Annotated in this window: 16 protein-coding genes; 3 read left to right on the top strand and 13 right to left on the bottom strand. The window is 68.4% G+C overall.

Going from position 1 to position 15,297, the window contains the following annotated elements; genetic code table 11:
* From Q7W02_18790 to Q7W02_18770, 5 genes are all read right to left on the bottom strand, one after another.
* A partial coding sequence (locus Q7W02_18790; GenBank protein MDO8478206.1) for an ABC transporter substrate-binding protein occupies window positions 1–712 on the bottom strand: 712 nt, incomplete at its 3' end.
* Window positions 713–1,199: 487 nt separating this feature from the next.
* Window positions 1,200–1,661 carry a glycine/sarcosine/betaine reductase complex selenoprotein A gene (gene grdA, locus Q7W02_18785; GenBank protein ID MDO8478205.1) on the bottom strand — a complete coding sequence of 154 codons (462 nt, stop codon included), beginning with the start codon at window positions 1,659–1,661 and terminating at the stop codon, window positions 1,200–1,202.
* Window positions 1,662–1,677: 16 nt separating this feature from the next.
* Window positions 1,678–3,132, bottom strand: a complete 1,455-nt coding sequence (gene grdC / locus Q7W02_18780) for a glycine/sarcosine/betaine reductase complex component C subunit beta (protein MDO8478204.1) — start codon at window positions 3,130–3,132, stop codon at window positions 1,678–1,680.
* A gap of 16 nt (window positions 3,133–3,148) precedes the next feature.
* Window positions 3,149–4,459, bottom strand: coding sequence for a glycine/sarcosine/betaine reductase component B subunit (locus tag Q7W02_18775; GenBank protein ID MDO8478203.1), 1,311 nt, complete (start codon window positions 4,457–4,459; stop codon window positions 3,149–3,151).
* A complete protein-coding gene (locus Q7W02_18770; protein ID MDO8478202.1) occupies window positions 4,449–5,795 on the bottom strand; it encodes a glycine/betaine/sarcosine/D-proline family reductase selenoprotein B in 1,347 nt (448 codons plus the stop codon). Before Q7W02_18770 ends, Q7W02_18775 begins: the two co-directional genes overlap by 11 nt.
* A 212-nt stretch (window positions 5,796–6,007) precedes the next feature.
* Here Q7W02_18770 and Q7W02_18765 point away from each other — a divergent pair, with 212 nt between their 5' ends.
* Window positions 6,008–6,463 (top strand): hypothetical protein, encoded by a 456-nt coding sequence (locus Q7W02_18765; protein ID MDO8478201.1) that lies wholly within the window; start codon window positions 6,008–6,010, stop codon window positions 6,461–6,463.
* Here the strand turns inward: Q7W02_18765 and Q7W02_18760 are convergent.
* From Q7W02_18760 to Q7W02_18750, 3 genes are all read right to left on the bottom strand, one after another.
* Window positions 6,429–7,154 carry a PEP-CTERM sorting domain-containing protein gene (locus Q7W02_18760; protein MDO8478200.1) on the bottom strand — a complete coding sequence of 242 codons (726 nt, stop codon included), beginning with the start codon at window positions 7,152–7,154 and terminating at the stop codon, window positions 6,429–6,431. The genes Q7W02_18765 and Q7W02_18760 overlap by 35 nt on opposite strands.
* A gap of 153 nt (window positions 7,155–7,307) precedes the next feature.
* A complete protein-coding gene (locus Q7W02_18755; GenBank protein MDO8478199.1) occupies window positions 7,308–7,988 on the bottom strand; it encodes a PEP-CTERM sorting domain-containing protein in 681 nt (226 codons plus the stop codon).
* A 554-nt stretch (window positions 7,989–8,542) separates the two neighbouring features.
* Window positions 8,543–9,421, bottom strand: coding sequence for an aldolase/citrate lyase family protein (locus tag Q7W02_18750; protein ID MDO8478198.1), 879 nt, complete (start codon window positions 9,419–9,421; stop codon window positions 8,543–8,545).
* A gap of 52 nt (window positions 9,422–9,473) precedes the next feature.
* On the opposite strand from Q7W02_18750, the gene Q7W02_18745 reads away from it, so the two are divergent.
* Entirely contained in the window at window positions 9,474–9,713 is a 240-nt protein-coding gene (locus Q7W02_18745) for a carboxymuconolactone decarboxylase family protein (GenBank protein MDO8478197.1), read from the top strand.
* A 291-nt stretch (window positions 9,714–10,004) separates the two neighbouring features.
* Here the strand turns inward: Q7W02_18745 and Q7W02_18740 are convergent, their stop codons facing one another.
* Window positions 10,005–10,358, bottom strand: a complete 354-nt coding sequence (locus Q7W02_18740; protein ID MDO8478196.1) for an ESPR-type extended signal peptide-containing protein — start codon at window positions 10,356–10,358, stop codon at window positions 10,005–10,007.
* 176 nt (window positions 10,359–10,534) lie between these two features.
* Here Q7W02_18740 and Q7W02_18735 point away from each other — a divergent pair, with 176 nt between their 5' ends.
* A complete protein-coding gene (locus tag Q7W02_18735; protein ID MDO8478195.1) occupies window positions 10,535–10,927 on the top strand; it encodes a RidA family protein in 393 nt (130 codons plus the stop codon).
* Window positions 10,928–10,933: 6 nt separating this feature from the next.
* Here Q7W02_18735 and Q7W02_18730 read toward each other — a convergent pair whose 3' ends face one another.
* The 4 genes from Q7W02_18730 to Q7W02_18715 all read right to left on the bottom strand — a co-directional run bounded on the left by Q7W02_18730 (window position 10,934) and on the right by Q7W02_18715 (window position 15,221).
* Window positions 10,934–11,698, bottom strand: coding sequence for an exodeoxyribonuclease III (locus Q7W02_18730; protein ID MDO8478194.1), 765 nt, complete (start codon window positions 11,696–11,698; stop codon window positions 10,934–10,936).
* Complete coding sequence (locus Q7W02_18725; protein ID MDO8478193.1) at window positions 11,695–13,455, bottom strand: acyclic terpene utilization AtuA family protein; 1,761 nt, start codon at window positions 13,453–13,455, stop codon at window positions 11,695–11,697. The genes Q7W02_18730 and Q7W02_18725 overlap by 4 nt, the downstream gene beginning before the upstream one ends.
* A 162-nt stretch (window positions 13,456–13,617) precedes the next feature.
* A complete protein-coding gene (locus tag Q7W02_18720; GenBank protein MDO8478192.1) occupies window positions 13,618–14,196 on the bottom strand; it encodes a peroxidase-related enzyme in 579 nt (192 codons plus the stop codon).
* Between the two features lie 83 nt (window positions 14,197–14,279).
* A complete protein-coding gene (locus tag Q7W02_18715; protein ID MDO8478191.1) occupies window positions 14,280–15,221 on the bottom strand; it encodes a Tim44 domain-containing protein in 942 nt (313 codons plus the stop codon).
* Window positions 15,222–15,297: the final 76 nt, after the last annotated feature.

Genomic DNA, 15,297 nt, shown 5'->3' with positions numbered 1-15,297 from the left:
TGAAGATCGCGCGGTAGCCGTCGAGGTAGGGCTTGCCTTTGTCCCAGTAGTCCGGGTTCTTCTTGCCGATCCAGTGCGAGCCCCGCACGTACTCCACGTACTTGAAGGGCCCCGTCCCCATCACGTTCTTCTCGTACCAGTGCGGGTCCTTGGCGAGGATGTCGGCCTTGTAGATCCAGTTCCACGGCGAGGACAGGTTGGCGATGAAGGACGCCTCGGGCCACTTCAGCCGGAAGACGATAGTGTCGGCGGTCGGGGCTTCCACCGCTTCCACCGCCCTGTAGGCGGCCTGGCGGCTCGAGACGACGCCCGCCGGGGGGAAGATGATCTTGTCGTAGGAGGCCTTCACGTCCTTGGACGACATCACGCTGCCGTCGTGGAACTTCACGCCCTGCCGCAGCCTGAAGGTGTAGGTGCGCTTGTCGGCGGAGACGGTCCAGGACTCGGCCAGGTCGCCGATGAACTTCGTGCCTGTCTTGTCGACGGGATCCACCCGCAGGAGGGTGTTGTAATGGGGCCCGACCGGGTGGAGCATCGCGAACGTCTCTTCCCGGTGCCCGTCGAAGCCCGGCGGCTCGGCGGCCACCACGAAGACCAGCTCGCCCCCGTAGCGCGGCTTGTCCTGGGCGGAGGCCCGGACTGCCGGCCCGAGCGTCGCGATGATGGCGAAGCAGGTCAGAATCCACAGTGATCGTGTGACGCGCTGCCTCATGGTTGACCTCCGATGATGTGAAAGGGTGCCGCGGATGATAGCACAACGCGGAGAGGGAGAATCTAGCCGATCGCCCGCAGCCGCCTGGACGTAAGCAGGAGGAGCGCGTTCGCGGCCACCATCGCGCCGCCGAACAGCACGGCGAAGCGCGCGTCCACTGGAGGAAGGGGCTGACCTGCATCAGGTAGAACCGGATAGACGATGCTCTCCTCTGTGACAAGGCAGACCCGGGGGGAAGACCCTCGGGCGCGGCGGGCCATGACTGAGAACGGGTCTTATGTTATCTACGCTCCGCGGAGGACCGCCCTACCGCACTTTCGTGCGATCTGGGGTGCCCATGAAACCGGGGCAAGATCACGTCACCCGCTGGGCCGCTGTGCGGAAGGCGGTCCGTCGGTAGAACTCATCGGCGTCGGTGCGGTGGCTCCGTTCGACCTTCCCATTGGCCTCGGGCACGCGGGGGAGGCCGCGGGCACCGCGCCGGAAATCAGCCCTGGCCCTCGCGCACGCCGCGCACGGCCAAGGCGATGGCGTCCACATCCATGGCCATGGCCATGAGCGCCACGTGCTCCTCGTAGTCGGCCGGGGAGATCTGGGTCTTGAGCGCCTCTTCGGCGACGTGATAGACGGGCAGGTCGAGCGCCACGCCGGCCAGCGCGCCGGCCCAGGATGGGTCGCCGCTGGTCACGGTCAGGGCGTAGAGACGGCTACTGTCCTCGGTGGGCGTGCCGAGCAGCACCACGAGGTCCTCCTTGTGGAATCGCTCCGCCACGCGCTTGATCTCGTCTTGACCTTCCAGGTCAAGGGCGCCGGCCGCCGTTCAGACGAAGCAGTAGGTCTTCTCCAGCACCACCTCGGCGCCGGCACTCCGGGCGCAGGCGGCCAGCGCGCCGCCCTGCACGCCGTCACGCTCGCCCAGCGCTATCACCTTCTTGCCCTTGAGGTTCATGTGTCCTCCCCGATCATCATGAGTCGTTGCGCTCGAGCAGCACCGAGAGACCGTCGGCCATCTGGGTCATGCGGCCAAGGAAGAGGCTGCCCTTGGCGAGGAGCAGGACGCGGCGCAGCGGGCCCTCGCGCAGGCCGTCGAGGGCATGGCCGAGAAACGGGATGGCCGAGGCGATATGGCCCTGGGTGGGCGAGAAGCCCGGCAGCCCGTGCCGCCGCACGAAGCCGTCCACGTCGGCGGGCGCGATCTCCTTCCGGAGGGCGGCGAGGCTCGCGATGACCCGGTAGTTCAGGAGCGGCACATTGCCGCTGCCGCTGGGCTCGGTCAGCTCGGGATTCTGGAGCTCGGTGGCGTACTTGTCCACGTCGGTGAACTTGAGCCCGAGCCGCTCGAGAGGCTCGACCACCAGCGCCTCGAGGATGGCCTTCTGCGACGAGCCGGCCGAGACCGTATGGCGGCCGAGGACGTCGAGCCGGAGGCGAGGCGAGCGCCCGTCGTCGGCAGCGACAATTATCGCCGCGCCCACCAGCACGTCCTCGAGCACGGGCTGCTGATGGAGCAGGTGCCCCTGGTACTTCATGCCGAGCTTGGCCAGCGAGCAGCCGGCCACCACGGCCACACGCTCGAACACGCGGGAGGCCACGAGGCCGCCGGCTAGCGCGAGGGCATGCAGGGGACCGCAGCAGAAGCCCTTGACGTCGACCCCGGTGGCGCGGGCGCAGCCCGCCTCGGCGGCCACCGCCTTGGCAAGATTACCGCCGCCGCGCTGGTAGCGGTCGCCCACCGCCTCCTCGCCGCTATTGAGCACGTAGTCGATCGATGCCGCCTCGACGCCCTCGGCAGCGAGAAGCCCGCGCAGCGCCATCGCGGCGGTGACCTTGGTCGCGAGGTTCTCGAGGAGCACGTCGGCCGAGAGCGTGGCGTCCACCTCGTGGCCCGCGACGATGGCCCCCACCCGCCGGCCGGAGCGCAGCGTGAGCGGCAGAGCGGGCAGCGTCCCGGCCAGTCGCGCGGCGATCTCGCCGTCGGCCACGCCGTCGCCGAGCCGCGCCAGATCCGCCGGCGTCACGAGGGGATGCGCGGAAAGAGCGGCGCGCGCCTGGGCGACGAAGCCGCGCTCGATGCTCACCAGATCGAAGGCGTCGGCGATCTTGAGGAGGCCGTAGAGCTCCTCCTCGGGGGCGATCTCGCCGTGAGGACCACGGCGCTCACCGGGTTTGCCCACGCCGAACCACGGCCGCGGCAGGTCGTGGAGCGCGTCAGGGTGGAGGGCGCCGAGGAGGACCTGCGTGGGCGGGTAGTCACGGGCGGCCTCGAAGGGACGCAGCGCAGCCTGGATCCGCGCTTTCACGGCCGGCTCGCGCTTAATGTCGCGGCTGGGCTTGGAGCCGTGGCATACCAGCCCCGGGGCATGGGCCAGGAAGAAGCGCACGCCGCGGATCACCGGCCTAGCGAGCGTCGTTTCCGTCATACGCACCGCTCGCCCGTCATTCGATACACGAGAGGCTGCCGAAGCCGTAGTGGTCGTCGTAACGCCACGGGGGCGGCAGCGTCCCGGCCGTCGGCAGCGCGGAGTCCGAGCCGCCGTGTAGGCCCACCCCCGAGCCGCGGTGGATGACTTTCCGCTCCAGGCCGATCACGCGGCTCACCGGCCCGGGGTCGGCGACCTTGAGCGTCACGTTCTTGAAGAAGCTCGTGCTCACGATGGCGTCGGCCTCGGGCAGCGGCTCGAGCATGGTGGGCGCGCCGTCGGTGGCGTCGTCCTCGCTGGTGAGGAACACCGTCTTGATGCCGAGGCGCTCGCAGGCCTGGATGGTGCGCACCACCTCGATGAACTCGTTGCCGCCGGCGTCCCACGTCACCACCGCCCCCTGGGCCCCCAGCATCCTGGCGGTCTTGGCGGTCTGGTTGGCGATCATCTGCTTCTCGTGCTGGGTCGTCCACTCGGTGCGGAGCACGATCACCCCGAGGAAGTTCCAGTCCTTGCCGTGGCGCCGGAAGAGGTCGAGGAAGAGCGGATTATTGGCCACCGTCCACGACATGGCGAAGGCCGTGCGGTAGGGGCCGGTGAGCGCTCCGTCGATGATCTCGTTGGGGTGGAGCATCCACGGCGGCGTGAGCTGGGTGAGCCCGTAGGTCGCCGTGCAGAAGGCGGTGAGCGAGCCCGACATGGCCTGCGGCGAGTGCACGCCCCAGATATAGGCCACGCGCGGTAGCGCCGGGTCGCATGGCGTCAGCTCGAACGTCTCGCGCTCGGGCGGCGTGAGGCCCGCGGTGGCGCGCGCCACGTGATCGCTCACGGTCAGCGCTGCCTTGTGGACGGCGTCGTTGCGGCTCTCGTCGGACAGCGCGGGGTCGGGCTCGACCACCGCGCAGAGGAGCTGCAGGCGCTGGTAGGGATACATCTCGGCGAAGGGACCGGCCATGTCGAGGTAGGTCTCGACGAAGTCGCCGCCGGCGTCGTGCCAGTTGACGCTCGAAACCTCGACCACGCCCATCCCCGACAGCCGATGCGTGCGCCCCTCGCCCACCGTCGTGACGTCGCGCCCGCAGATGCCCGGATAGCACTGCCCGGGCCCCTCCACCTTGATCCGCGGCTCGATCACGTCGCGCACGGGCCAGATGCGCACGGAGTCGCCCGGCGCGGCGAGCTCGAGGTCGGCGGTGACGATACGCGGGTCGCGCCGCACCTCGCGGAGCGCCGCCGCCCGGTCCACCGTGAGGTGCCCGGCATCCCACCGCGTGGCCGGACCGAAGCTGATGGTGCGGACCGGGAAGCTCCCCAGCTCAAGACGCATGGCTCGGCTCCTGGATGTCCCCCGCCTGGGGGTCGAAGAGGGTGGGTCCCATCACCGGGACGGTGAGCGCTTCGAGAGCCTTCCGGACGATGCGCATCCCGTAGGCGTAGTCCTTCTCCGGCCCCAGGCTCGGATCGCCGCAGACATGCTCGATGCGGGCGCCGCGAATCACCCGGTTGGCGCCCGTGGTCATCGCGAAGGTGTAGATGGCCGAGATCATCCCCACCGGGATCCCGGCCCGCTCGATCTCCTTGGCTATCGTTGCGCCGCAACGATTACAGGTGCCTCAGGTGGCGACGAGGAGCACCCCCTCCACCCCACCCGCCTTGAGATCTTCCGCGATCGCGCGCCCGAGCTGGCGCGCCATGGCCACCGGCGTCGAGACGCCGGGCAGCGCGTACATCGACTCGTGCACCCGCCCGATCTGCCCCTTGCCCTCGAGGTCGCGCAGGAAGGACAGGGGCAGGATATAGTTCGGATTCCGGTTGACGATGTGGTTGAAGTAGCCGGCGTGGTAGGCCTCCCAGCCTTCCGGGGTCAGGGCCTCGAGGTCCTTCACCGAATGGCGGTGGTAGCGCGTGGCATTGGCCGCCACCTGCTTGTCCGGGTTGCCCTTGCGCACGAGCCCGCCCGTCGTGACCATGGCGATGCGCGCCCGCGAGAGATCGGCGATGGGAAGGGCCGGCGTCACGCGCTCGGGGGCGCGGAACGGCACCTCGCTGACGAAGGGCCGGCCGTGGAGCTTGGCCAGCAGCATGTCGAGCGCGCGCTGGTAGCCGGGGCGGCCGCGGTCCCAGACCAGGCGGGTACCCTGGGAAATGTAGCCCTCGATCTCCGCGGGCCCGAGCGGCTCGCCGCGGCCGAGCTTGAGGGCGAGCCGTGCCAACCCCGCCAGCGCCGGCTGCATGGACGTGGAGCTTTCGCCGGCGGGGACGATGATGATTTCCCGCCGGTAGGCGAGGGCGCCGGGGTTCTCGGGATGCATGGCGGTCACAGCCGGGAGCTCCGCTTCCCGCGCCGCGCGGCAGACCATGCCGCAGGCCAGGCCGTAGCGCCCGGAGCCGAAAGCCGGCCCCGCCACCACCACGTCGGGCGCCAGCTCGCGCAGATGCGCGACGATGGCCGCCAGCGCCGCTTCCGGGCTCTCGTTGATGAAGTTGTCGCCGCAGATCACGGTGCCCACCACCCGCGCCGCGTCGCCCAGAGCGGCCTGGAGCGCGCGGCCCGGGCCCACCGGCCCCTCCCGCACGGACACGCCGACGTCTGCGCGCTCCTCCCCGCCGATGCCGGCGAAGAACTGGTTGAGGTAGTGGGCGATGCGTATCGGAGTGGTCATGGCGTGTCTCCCGTGATTGCTCGGCCGCGGTTCGCTCTCACGCTTTGCGGACGTTGCCACTGCATTGCCAGAGTCGCCCGTCTCGCCTTCGGCGGCGGCTCGCCAAGCATTGTACGCCAGCCGAGGTTTCGGGGGATCTTCCCAGCTCATGAGCGACAGCGCTGTAACACGGCACCCATGGCCAAGCGGCGATCGTAGCCCTAATGGGCGGCATGGCCGCGCAGCGCGTGGCGGTGGACGCCGGCGGGCGAGTGCGGACGATCGTCGGCGTGACCCCGGTGCCCGCGAGCGGCGTGCCGTTCCCGCCGGAGGTCGCACGGATGTTCGAGAGCGTCGTCCGCGACGATGCGGCCGCGAGAACGGTGATCGAGGGCTCGCCCGGCCAGCGCCTCGCGCCGACCGTGACCGCCCACATCCTCCAGCATGCGCGGCGGACGGCGACGCCGGACGCGTTCTCACACTACTTCACCGCCTTTCACAAGACGGACTTCTCCGCCGAGGCGAAGGGCGTGAAAGCGCCGGTCCTGGTGCTCTACGGCGAGCACGACGGCGGTGTGAGCGCGGATCGAGCGATTCGCCGCGCGGCACGCGCGCGCCTGATCGGCACTCAGGACTCAGGGGCGGGAGCAGCCCTTACGGGCGACCGCACCTCCACGCCGCGCGGGTGAGACGAGCGCCTGCGCTCGACAGCACGAGGGCCGCCAGTCCGATGCCGAGCAAAAGCAGGGAGCCGGGTTCAGGGACCGCCGCCGCGTCGATGCGCACGTTGTCCAGGCCGACGTCAAATGGCGTGATGGAACCGAAATCCAGCGTAACGGTTGAATCCGTCGCGTGGAACACCATGAGCTTCGTCACCCAGACTCGCCAATAGTTCGCGCCGTCAGGCGCATCCTCCGTGAATGACTGCGCGGCTGTATCGGAGCCCGAAAGGAGTGAGACCGTGATGGTTTGTGAAATGGCGAATTCCGGCAGGTCCGTGCCGTGCTCGGTCGCCATCATGAAGCTCAGCGCGTAGTCCAGCCCCGGCACGAAGCCACCGATCGTCTGCGACCAGTGCGTCTCGCCCACCGATCCGCTGGCTCCGCCGCCGAGGGTGACGAACTGATTGCCCTCGCCGGCGACCGTAATGCTTCCACCCCCGTCTACATAGCCGACATGCCACACTGCCGCGTCACCCGCCGCACCGGAGCGCGTCCAGCCCGGAACATCGGCGACGTTCGTCGAGAAGAACGGTGAGCCGATCTGGACGGCCTCGAAGCTCGGGTTCGTGACCGGTACGGCGCCCGCCTCGGTCGAAAGTAGAACCGCCCCGACCCCCACCACGACAGCAAACCCCAGGGTCAATGATCTGAGAGCCATATCTCATCCTCCTCGATGAAGCGGCAGGTCGTCGAGTTCATGATGCGCCCGGCGACTGGCCGGCAAGTCTAGTGCCAGCGGACAATCATTGAAAAACACTGCCGATACGAACTGCTATGGGCCGAGCCTAGTCGATGTCCGGCACCAGCGGTCTCAGCGCGCGCACCGGCGCATCAGGCCGAGACCGGCAAGACCGGCGCCCAACAGGGCGAGCGTCATGGGCGCTGGGACGGCGGGCAGGGGGCGGTCACCCGTATAGACTTGGCCCCAGAATTCGTCGTCGATAGTATTGTTGAGCTCGCGGATTTCGAGGCGATCGAAGGCGTCCGACGACCACACGCCGACGAACGCCGCGACATCGTCCGCGGCGTTGAACGTGAAGGCGTGGATAATCGTCGATCCGTTCTTCACGGTGACCGCGAAGGTCGAATCCGTGCAGATCGCCACGAAGCAGGTGTCGGTGGTGCTGCCACCAAGGGCCGGCTCGACGAAATCGAAACCCATTGCGAAAACGGGCGCGGCCGACACCATGTTGAGGTTCTCGACGGCGTTGATGGCGATATCGTTTCCGGGCAGAAGCGTCGTCCAATCGAGAATCCCATGCCCGGCCACACCGATGACGACAGTGCTGGGCGGCGGCGAGCTGAACGTGATGGATCCGACGGTAACAGGCTGTGGTGTGGCTGTGCCGAGGTCGGGCAGCGGACCGGTGGCACTGGTTGCGCCGGTGGAGGTGAGGAAGGTCACCTTATCGCTCGTGACGATCACAGCGCCTTCGGCCTGAACAGCCGTCATCGCGCATACGAGAAGCCCAAGCGCCAGCAGTCTCCTCATGACTATTCCCCCCGCAAGGAGTCCAGTTCGTTGTGGCGTGACGAGACAACGCGTCCAAGGTTTTGGGGAGCACAAGGGGTGCCAGATTAAGAAAACACTTTAGAGACCGTACGATACGTCTACCTGCGCAAACCGCTCCCGGCCGACATGTAAAGATCCCCAACTGACCCAGGGCCGTTTGCGACGGCAAAAAAAGCCCAGGGGGGGGCATCAGCCAACTGGTTGATTACGCGAGACGTTCCGCCCCCCTGCCGGCATCAGGACAGCGGCAGGGGGGCCGGTGGGGAGTTCGGCTGGAGTCGAACACTCGGATGACTGTGCGATTGACGGAAAGCTTTACGATTCCGAACCGCCCCTACCCCCGAAACGGCCCGGTTCGACACCCGGGGCGGGCGACGGCGGCGAGCCTATCCGCCCAGCTCCCTGATCACGCTGTCGATTCGCTCGCTGTCGCCCAGCTTGGGATCGAGCTGAGCCGCGCGCTGACACCGCAGACCCCTGGGGAAGCCCTTCAGGCTCGGCGGGTCATGACTGAGAACGGGTGTTGCCTCCGCTCACACCAGAGCCTTGAGCTCATCGAGCTGGCGGCGGACCCCGGCGATCATCGACGCCAGATCCGACGTGAGCATGACGAGGTCGAAGCCGCGCTTCACCGCGCCGGCCGCGAAGGCCGCGCTCGCGCAGTGCATGCACGCCTTGATGCCGTGCTTGTGCGCCGTATCGCGGATCTTGTCACACGCGGCCATGTGCACCGGGTCGGTCTTGTCGGGGCCGGGCGGCAAGCCCAGCGCGAACGATAGGTCGGCGGGACCGATGTAGACGGCGTCGAGCCCGGGCGTGGCGCAGATGGCGTCCAGGTTGGCGAGCCCTTCCTTCGTCTCCACCATCGCCATCACGACGATCTCGTCGTTCGCCTTGGCCACGTAGTCGGCGCCGCCGTAGTGCACGGCGCGCACCGGCCCGGACGAGCGCATGCCCACCGGCGGATAGCGGCACGCGGCCACCGCCTTCGCCGCGTCCTCGGCGGTATTGATCAGCGGCACGAGGATGCCGTACGCGCCGAGGTCCAGCGATTTCATGATGGTCGCCGGGTCGTTCCACGCCACCCGCACCACCGGCACCGTGTCGGTCTGCGAGATCGCCTGCAGCATCGGCCAGAGATCGCTCATGTCGGTGGTCCCGTGCTGCATGTCCACGACCAGGGCGTCGAAACCCTGGCGGGCCATCACCTCGGCGGTGAACCCATGGGACACCGAGAGCCAGCCCATGGTGACCCATCGCCCGTCGCGCCACATCTGCTTGATCTTGTTCGGTCGCACTGTCGCACCTCGCGTTGTGGGATATCCGGTCGCCCGGCAAGCGCGGGAAGCGTAGCACACCTGGCGTTGCCGGTCATGCTGGGGCATCATGGTGCGCGCCAGGTGGTCGGCCATTCGGCCGCCCGCGCTGGGCGATCATCTACGTGCAGTCCATGAGGAGGCGACGATGGCGAGGATCGAGCCGCTGAACATCCATGAGGTCGACGACGAGATCCGGCACGCCTGCGAGGAGGCCGAGCGCCAGACCGGCACCTCGGCGAGCACGCGAACCTACGCGAAGAATCCGGCCGTCTTCAAGGCGCTCGGCGCATTCCGCGCCGCGCTCGGGCGCGAGGGCGCGATCGATCCGGTGCTCCGCGAGCTGGTGCGGATCAAGATCGCCGGCCTCAACGCCTGCCGATACTGACTCACCCTGCGCTATGCCGGGGCACGGCATGCGGGGGCGACAGAAGCGAAGATCGCCGCGATCAACGACGAGAGCTCGGATCTCCTGAGCCCGCGGGAGCGGGCCGCCATCCGATTCGCCGAGAAGCTCGCCGTCGACCACCAGAAAGTCGACGACACGCTCTGGTCGGAGATGCGCCAGCACTTCTCGGAGGCCGAGATCATCGAGCTGGTCGCCCACACGACGCTCTACATCGGCTTCGGACGGTTCAACGAGATCGTGGGGCTGGATCCGGCGTAGCCGCCGCGCCGGCTAGCCCCCGAGCGGGCGCCGATGGTCAGCCGTGGGCAGGGCGAACGGCCACTGCCGGCGGAACTTCGAGTCCAGGCAGTGGCGACCACAGGCCGCTTTCTCCGGCTCGTCGAACACGCTGCAGCGCTTCACGCCGACGAGGCGCGGGAACCCGAGAAATCGCTTCGTCTCGAACTCGACCTCCACCTCCTGCTTCTTGATCCCGCACCAGAAGCGCCGGCGGCATGACCCGCTTCGGGTGGCCGCCTTCGCCAGCTCGCTCGCGGGCACATACATGCCCCGCGCCGGGCGGATCCTCAGCGAGGGAACCATCGTCAGCTCGAGCTCGGCCAAGAGATCGTGGTGCAGGCTCATAGCGACACCTCCTTGGTCTGGAGTCCCAGCGTCTCCTCATTCTCGCCGGGAAGGTGGAGTTTTGACCATCCGTCATTCCGCCCCTTTTTCTAGTGCGGACGCACCAGGGCCACGAAACGCGTCCCGTCCGGCCCGCCCGAGTCGTACATGACCGGACGGTGCTAGACTCCCGGGCCATGGACCTCGAGTTCCTGATGGTGCCGGGCGCGCCGCCGCCGCCGCCTACGGCGCCCTACAGCCACGCCGTCCGCGCGGGCGACTACCTCTTCGTCACGGGCCAGATGCCGTCGGATCCCAAGACCGGCGACAGGCTCGTGCCGGGCGGCATCGTCGAGCAGACGCATCAGGTGATGAAAAATCTCCAAGCCGTGCTCACGGGCGCGGGCACGAGCCTCGACCGCGCCGTCTTCGCGCGGGTCTACCTTGTCGACTTCCAGGACTACGCGGCGATGAACGGGGTCTACGTGACGTACTTCACGCCCGGGCGCCTGCCCGCTCGCACCTGCGTCGGCGTCACAGGCCTGGCGCTGAGCGCCCTCGTCGAGATCGACCTGATCGTCAAGCCGTAAGCGGGGTCACGCGAGCTCCAGCGTGATCGGGCAGTGGTCCGAGCCCTGGACGTGGGGCAGGATCCCGGCGGCCTTGACCCTGCCGCGCAGCTCTTCGGAGACGAAGAAGTAGTCGATGCGCCAGCCGACGTTGCGGGCTCGCGCGCCTACCCGTCGCATGTCCCACCAGGTGTAGTGGCCCGGCTCGCTCACGAAGATCCGGAAGGTGTCGTGGTAACCGTGGACGACGAGCTTCGACACCCACTCCCGCTCGATCAGCATGAAGCCCGGGCTCTTCTCGTTCTCCTTGGGGCGCGCAAGGTCGATCTCGGTGTGCGCGGTGTTGACGTCGCCGCACACGATGATGCCCTTGCCCGCGGAACGGAGGCGCTCGGTGAGGGCCAGGAACTCGTCGTAGAAGGCGAGCTTGTGGGCGAGGCGCTCCGGGCCCATGCCGCTGTTGGGGAAATAGACATTGAAGAGGTGGAAGTCGGGATACTCGGCGTGGACGATTCGCCCCTCGGCGTCGAGGACCGGCGAGCCGAAGGCCGTGGCGACCGCGAGCGGCTCGGGCTTGCTGTAGGTCGCCACGCCGCTATAGCCCTTCTTCTCCGCCACGCTCCAGTAGGATCGATAGCCGCTTAGGTCCTTCATCTCCGGCGTGATCTGGTCCTCCTGGATCTTGGTCTCCTGGACGCAGAGCACGTCGGGGCTCGAAGCGGCGACGAACTCGGGCAGCCCCTTCTTCCAGGCCGCGCGGATACCGTTGACGTTCCAGGAGATGAGCTTCAACCGAGGAGCGTTTCCGGGACGTCCACGACCTTGGCGCGCAGGTACTCGCCCAGGCTCTTGGCCTGGGGATCGCTCCGCGTCGAGGCCGACACCCCCTCACCGAGCAGACGCTGGATCACGAAGTTGACCGCATGGAGATTGGGCAGGAGGTAGCGCTCGACCTCGAGGCCGCGCGCCTCGGGCAGGAGCTGGCTGAGCCGCTCGGCGGTCAGGAACCAGCAGAGCCACGCATACGCCTCGGGAGTGCGCGCCCAGACGCCGACATTGGCGTTGCCGCCCTTGTCTCCCGAGCGCGCTCCCACAACCCGCCCGAGCGGCGCCCGGACCGTCTTGGCGCCCGGCGGCGGCGGAACAGCCGCGGATTGGGGAAGTGCGGAGGCCATGTCTCGGCCCTCGCTCATCGTTGGCGGAATGGCGATCGCGCGCCCACCCACGTGCACCACCTGCTCGATCATCCGCGACGGCACCAGCGCCGGCCAGTACACGGCGTAGGCCGTCTCTTCGGTCGGCGGCGAGGTCATGTGGAAGCCGGGGTAGTGCGCGAGCGCCATCTCGATCGCGCGGTTCGACCAGGCGCGCCCCACCTTGGCGCCGTCGGGATCCTTCACGGTGATCTTGAGCAGGGCCTGCGCCGACTCGTTCGACTCGGGGTCCTCCTGGTCCGAGCGCCGCAGGGAGACCGCGACTTCCGCGAAGCGCTCGCGCCCGCCCACCATGCCCCAGAAGGTGTCCTCGATGAGCTTGGCCTTCTCGGGGATATCGAGCCCCGTCAGCACGAAGGTCATGGTGTTCCGGTAGCCGCCGAAGTAGTTGAGACAGAGCTTCGTGTCGGGCGGCGGCGGCTCGCCCTTCACGCTCCTCACGCGCACGCGATCGGGTCCGTCCTGGGCGAGACGAATCGAGTCGAAGCGCGCGGTCACGTCGGGGTTGAGATAGCGCGGCCCGCCGATCTCGTAGAGGAGCTGGGCCGTGATGGTGCCGACGGAGACGAGGCCGCCCGTGCCTGGGTGCTTGGTGACGACGAACTCGCCGGAGGCCTCCATCTCCGCCACGGGGAAGCCGATCTTCGTGTACGTCGGCACTTCCTGGAAGAAGGAGTAGTTGCCGCCGCAGCACTGGGCGCCGCATTCCAGGATGTGCCCGCAGACGACGCCCGCCGCGAGGCGGTCCCAGTCGTCGCGCTTCCAGCCGAACCTCCACGCCGCGGGGCCGAGCGCCAGCGCGGCATCCGTAACGCGGCCGGTGATGACGACGTCGGCGCCCTGGGCCAGCGCTAGGGCGATGCCCCAGCCGCCGAGGTAGGCGTTGGCGGTGACGACGGGCGCGCGCAGATCATTTAACGGACGGCCTCGGTCGAGGTGCGCCAGCGCGTGGCCCGCCCGCTGCCACTCGTCGAGCTTGTCCAGCACGTCGTCGCCGGTGACGTAGGCGATCTTCGGCTTGAGCCCCTGCTTGTCCGCGACGGCCTGCACCGCCGCGGCGCAGCCCGCGGGGTTGAGCCCGCCCGCGTTCGCCACGACCTTGATCCCCTTGGCGAGGCAGGCGCCCAGCACCTGCTCCATCTGGGTCACGAAGGTCGTCGCGTAGCCCGTCTCCGGCTTCTTCGCGCGGCTCTTGTAGAGGATCGCCATGGTCAGCTCGGCCAGGTAGTCGCCCGTCAGCACGTCGATGGGCCCGCCCTCGACCATCTCCCGCGCGGCCGACAGCCGGTCGCCGTAGAACCCGCTGCAGTTGGCGATGCGGAGAATGTCGGCCATCGGATCAGCCCCTCACCTTCTCAGCCCTCGCCTCACCGCTCGAAGCGAGCGTCTCTGCTCGAACTGCGGCCCGCTCCCCAGAGGGGAGAGGGAAACGGATGGTCATCGGATCACCTGGTCGGCGCGGCCGCTGAGGGACGGCGGCACGGCGAGGCGCATGCGCTAGCCGCGCCCCATGGTGTAGAACTCGCGGTTGGGCTTCATGTCGGCCAGATTGGCCATGCGGTTGGACAGGTTGAAGAAGGCCGCGACGGCGCCGATGTCCCAGATGTCCGAGTCGGTGAAGCCGTGCTCGCGCAGGCGCTCGAAGTCCGCCTGCTCGATCTCCCCCGACCGCTCCGTCACCTTGACCGCGAAGTCGAGCATGGCGCGCTGGCGCGGCGTGACATCGGCCGCGCGGTAATTGGCGCTGATCTGGTCGGCGAGGACGGGGTTCTTGCTGAGGATGCGGAGCGCCGCGCCGTGGGCCACGGTGCAGTAGGTGCAGTTGTTGACGCGACTCACCGCCAGCACGATCATCTCGCGCTCGGCGCGCGAGAGCCCCGAAGGGCCCTTCATCAGCACGTCGTAGTAGTGGAAGAAGGCGCGGAAGTGCTCCGGCTTGTAGCCGTAGGCCAGAAACACGTTGGGCGTGAAGCCCGCCTTGGCGGCGTTGGCCTCGACCACCTTTCGGATGTCTTCCGGAAGCGTCTCGGGCGCGGGCACGGGGAAGCGGCTGATAGGCGACGCGTCATCGGTCATCGCGACACTCTCCTCGAAGGCGGACAGCGAAGCCCCGGCCGATGATTCGGCCGGGGCTTCACGATCTCTGCAATAGGCGCGAGCTAGGCCTGCTGGATGGCGGAAAGCCTCCAGGCATTGGGCCCGACGGGCCGCACGAACGTCCAGAACTCCTCGAACTTCACGGGCTCGGTGCGGCTGCCCTCCACAACCTGCCCGGAGTGCTCGTCGACCGTGTAGTCGAGAAGGCTCGCCAGGAAGTGGGCCGTGACGTAGTCCTGGCCGCTCTCCTGCCAGGCCTCGGTGACGGTGACGGAGCGCACCGCGATGTTGTCGAGCCGGTTGATCCGTCCCTGGCCGCGGAGACGGTCGCAGTCCTTCTGGAGTATGTCGGCCATCTCGGGGGTGATCGAGGCCGACGCCTGGCTGATGTCACGCGCCATCCACGCCGCCTGCACGCGGAAGAAGACATCCGAGGCGGTGTCGCCGAAGCGCGCGGGGTCGAAACCCGCGTCCATCTGGCGGATGTAGCTCACGCCGCGATCGAGGTCCCTCGGGCCAGTGTCCACGGCCTGCGCCTGGTACGACGTCTGGTATGGCTGGGGCTGGGGTTGTGGCTGGGCCTGCGGTTGACCTCCGCCATAGCCCTGGCCGGAGGCGGGCGCGGCCTGGCGGCTCCGCATCATCCTGAAGAGGAGGAAGATACCACCGCCGATCAGCAGGATCTCCATGAGGCCGATGCCGCCGCCCATGCCGCCGCCGAAGAGCATGCTGCCGAGAAGCCCGCCGAGCGCGAAGCCCGCGAGGCCGCCCATGAGGCCCGCGCCCCACCCCGAACGCTGGGGCTGCTGGACCGACGAGGGCGGAGAGGAGGGCTGACTTGGAGTCGCGGGGCTCTGCGAAGGACGCGCGGGAGACGAATAGCTGCGCGATCCCCGGCTGCCGCCCGAGCTGCCGCTGCCGGCCCGGGCCCACGCGTCGGTGACGAGCAATACCGGAGCGAGCGCGACGACCACAAGGCACGTGAGTACGAGGAATCGCTTCATGGGGTTTCCCCCTCCTTGGGCTCCGGATGCGTACGGCCCCGGCGCCTCGGTCGCAGTATAAACGATGAGCGGGCGT

Source organism: Candidatus Rokuibacteriota bacterium (genome assembly GCA_030647435.1).
Classification (GTDB): domain Bacteria; phylum Methylomirabilota; class Methylomirabilia; order Rokubacteriales; family CSP1-6; genus AR37.
The sequence above is the reverse complement of the archived record's forward strand: the minus strand, read 5'-3'. Positions and strand labels throughout refer to the sequence as shown.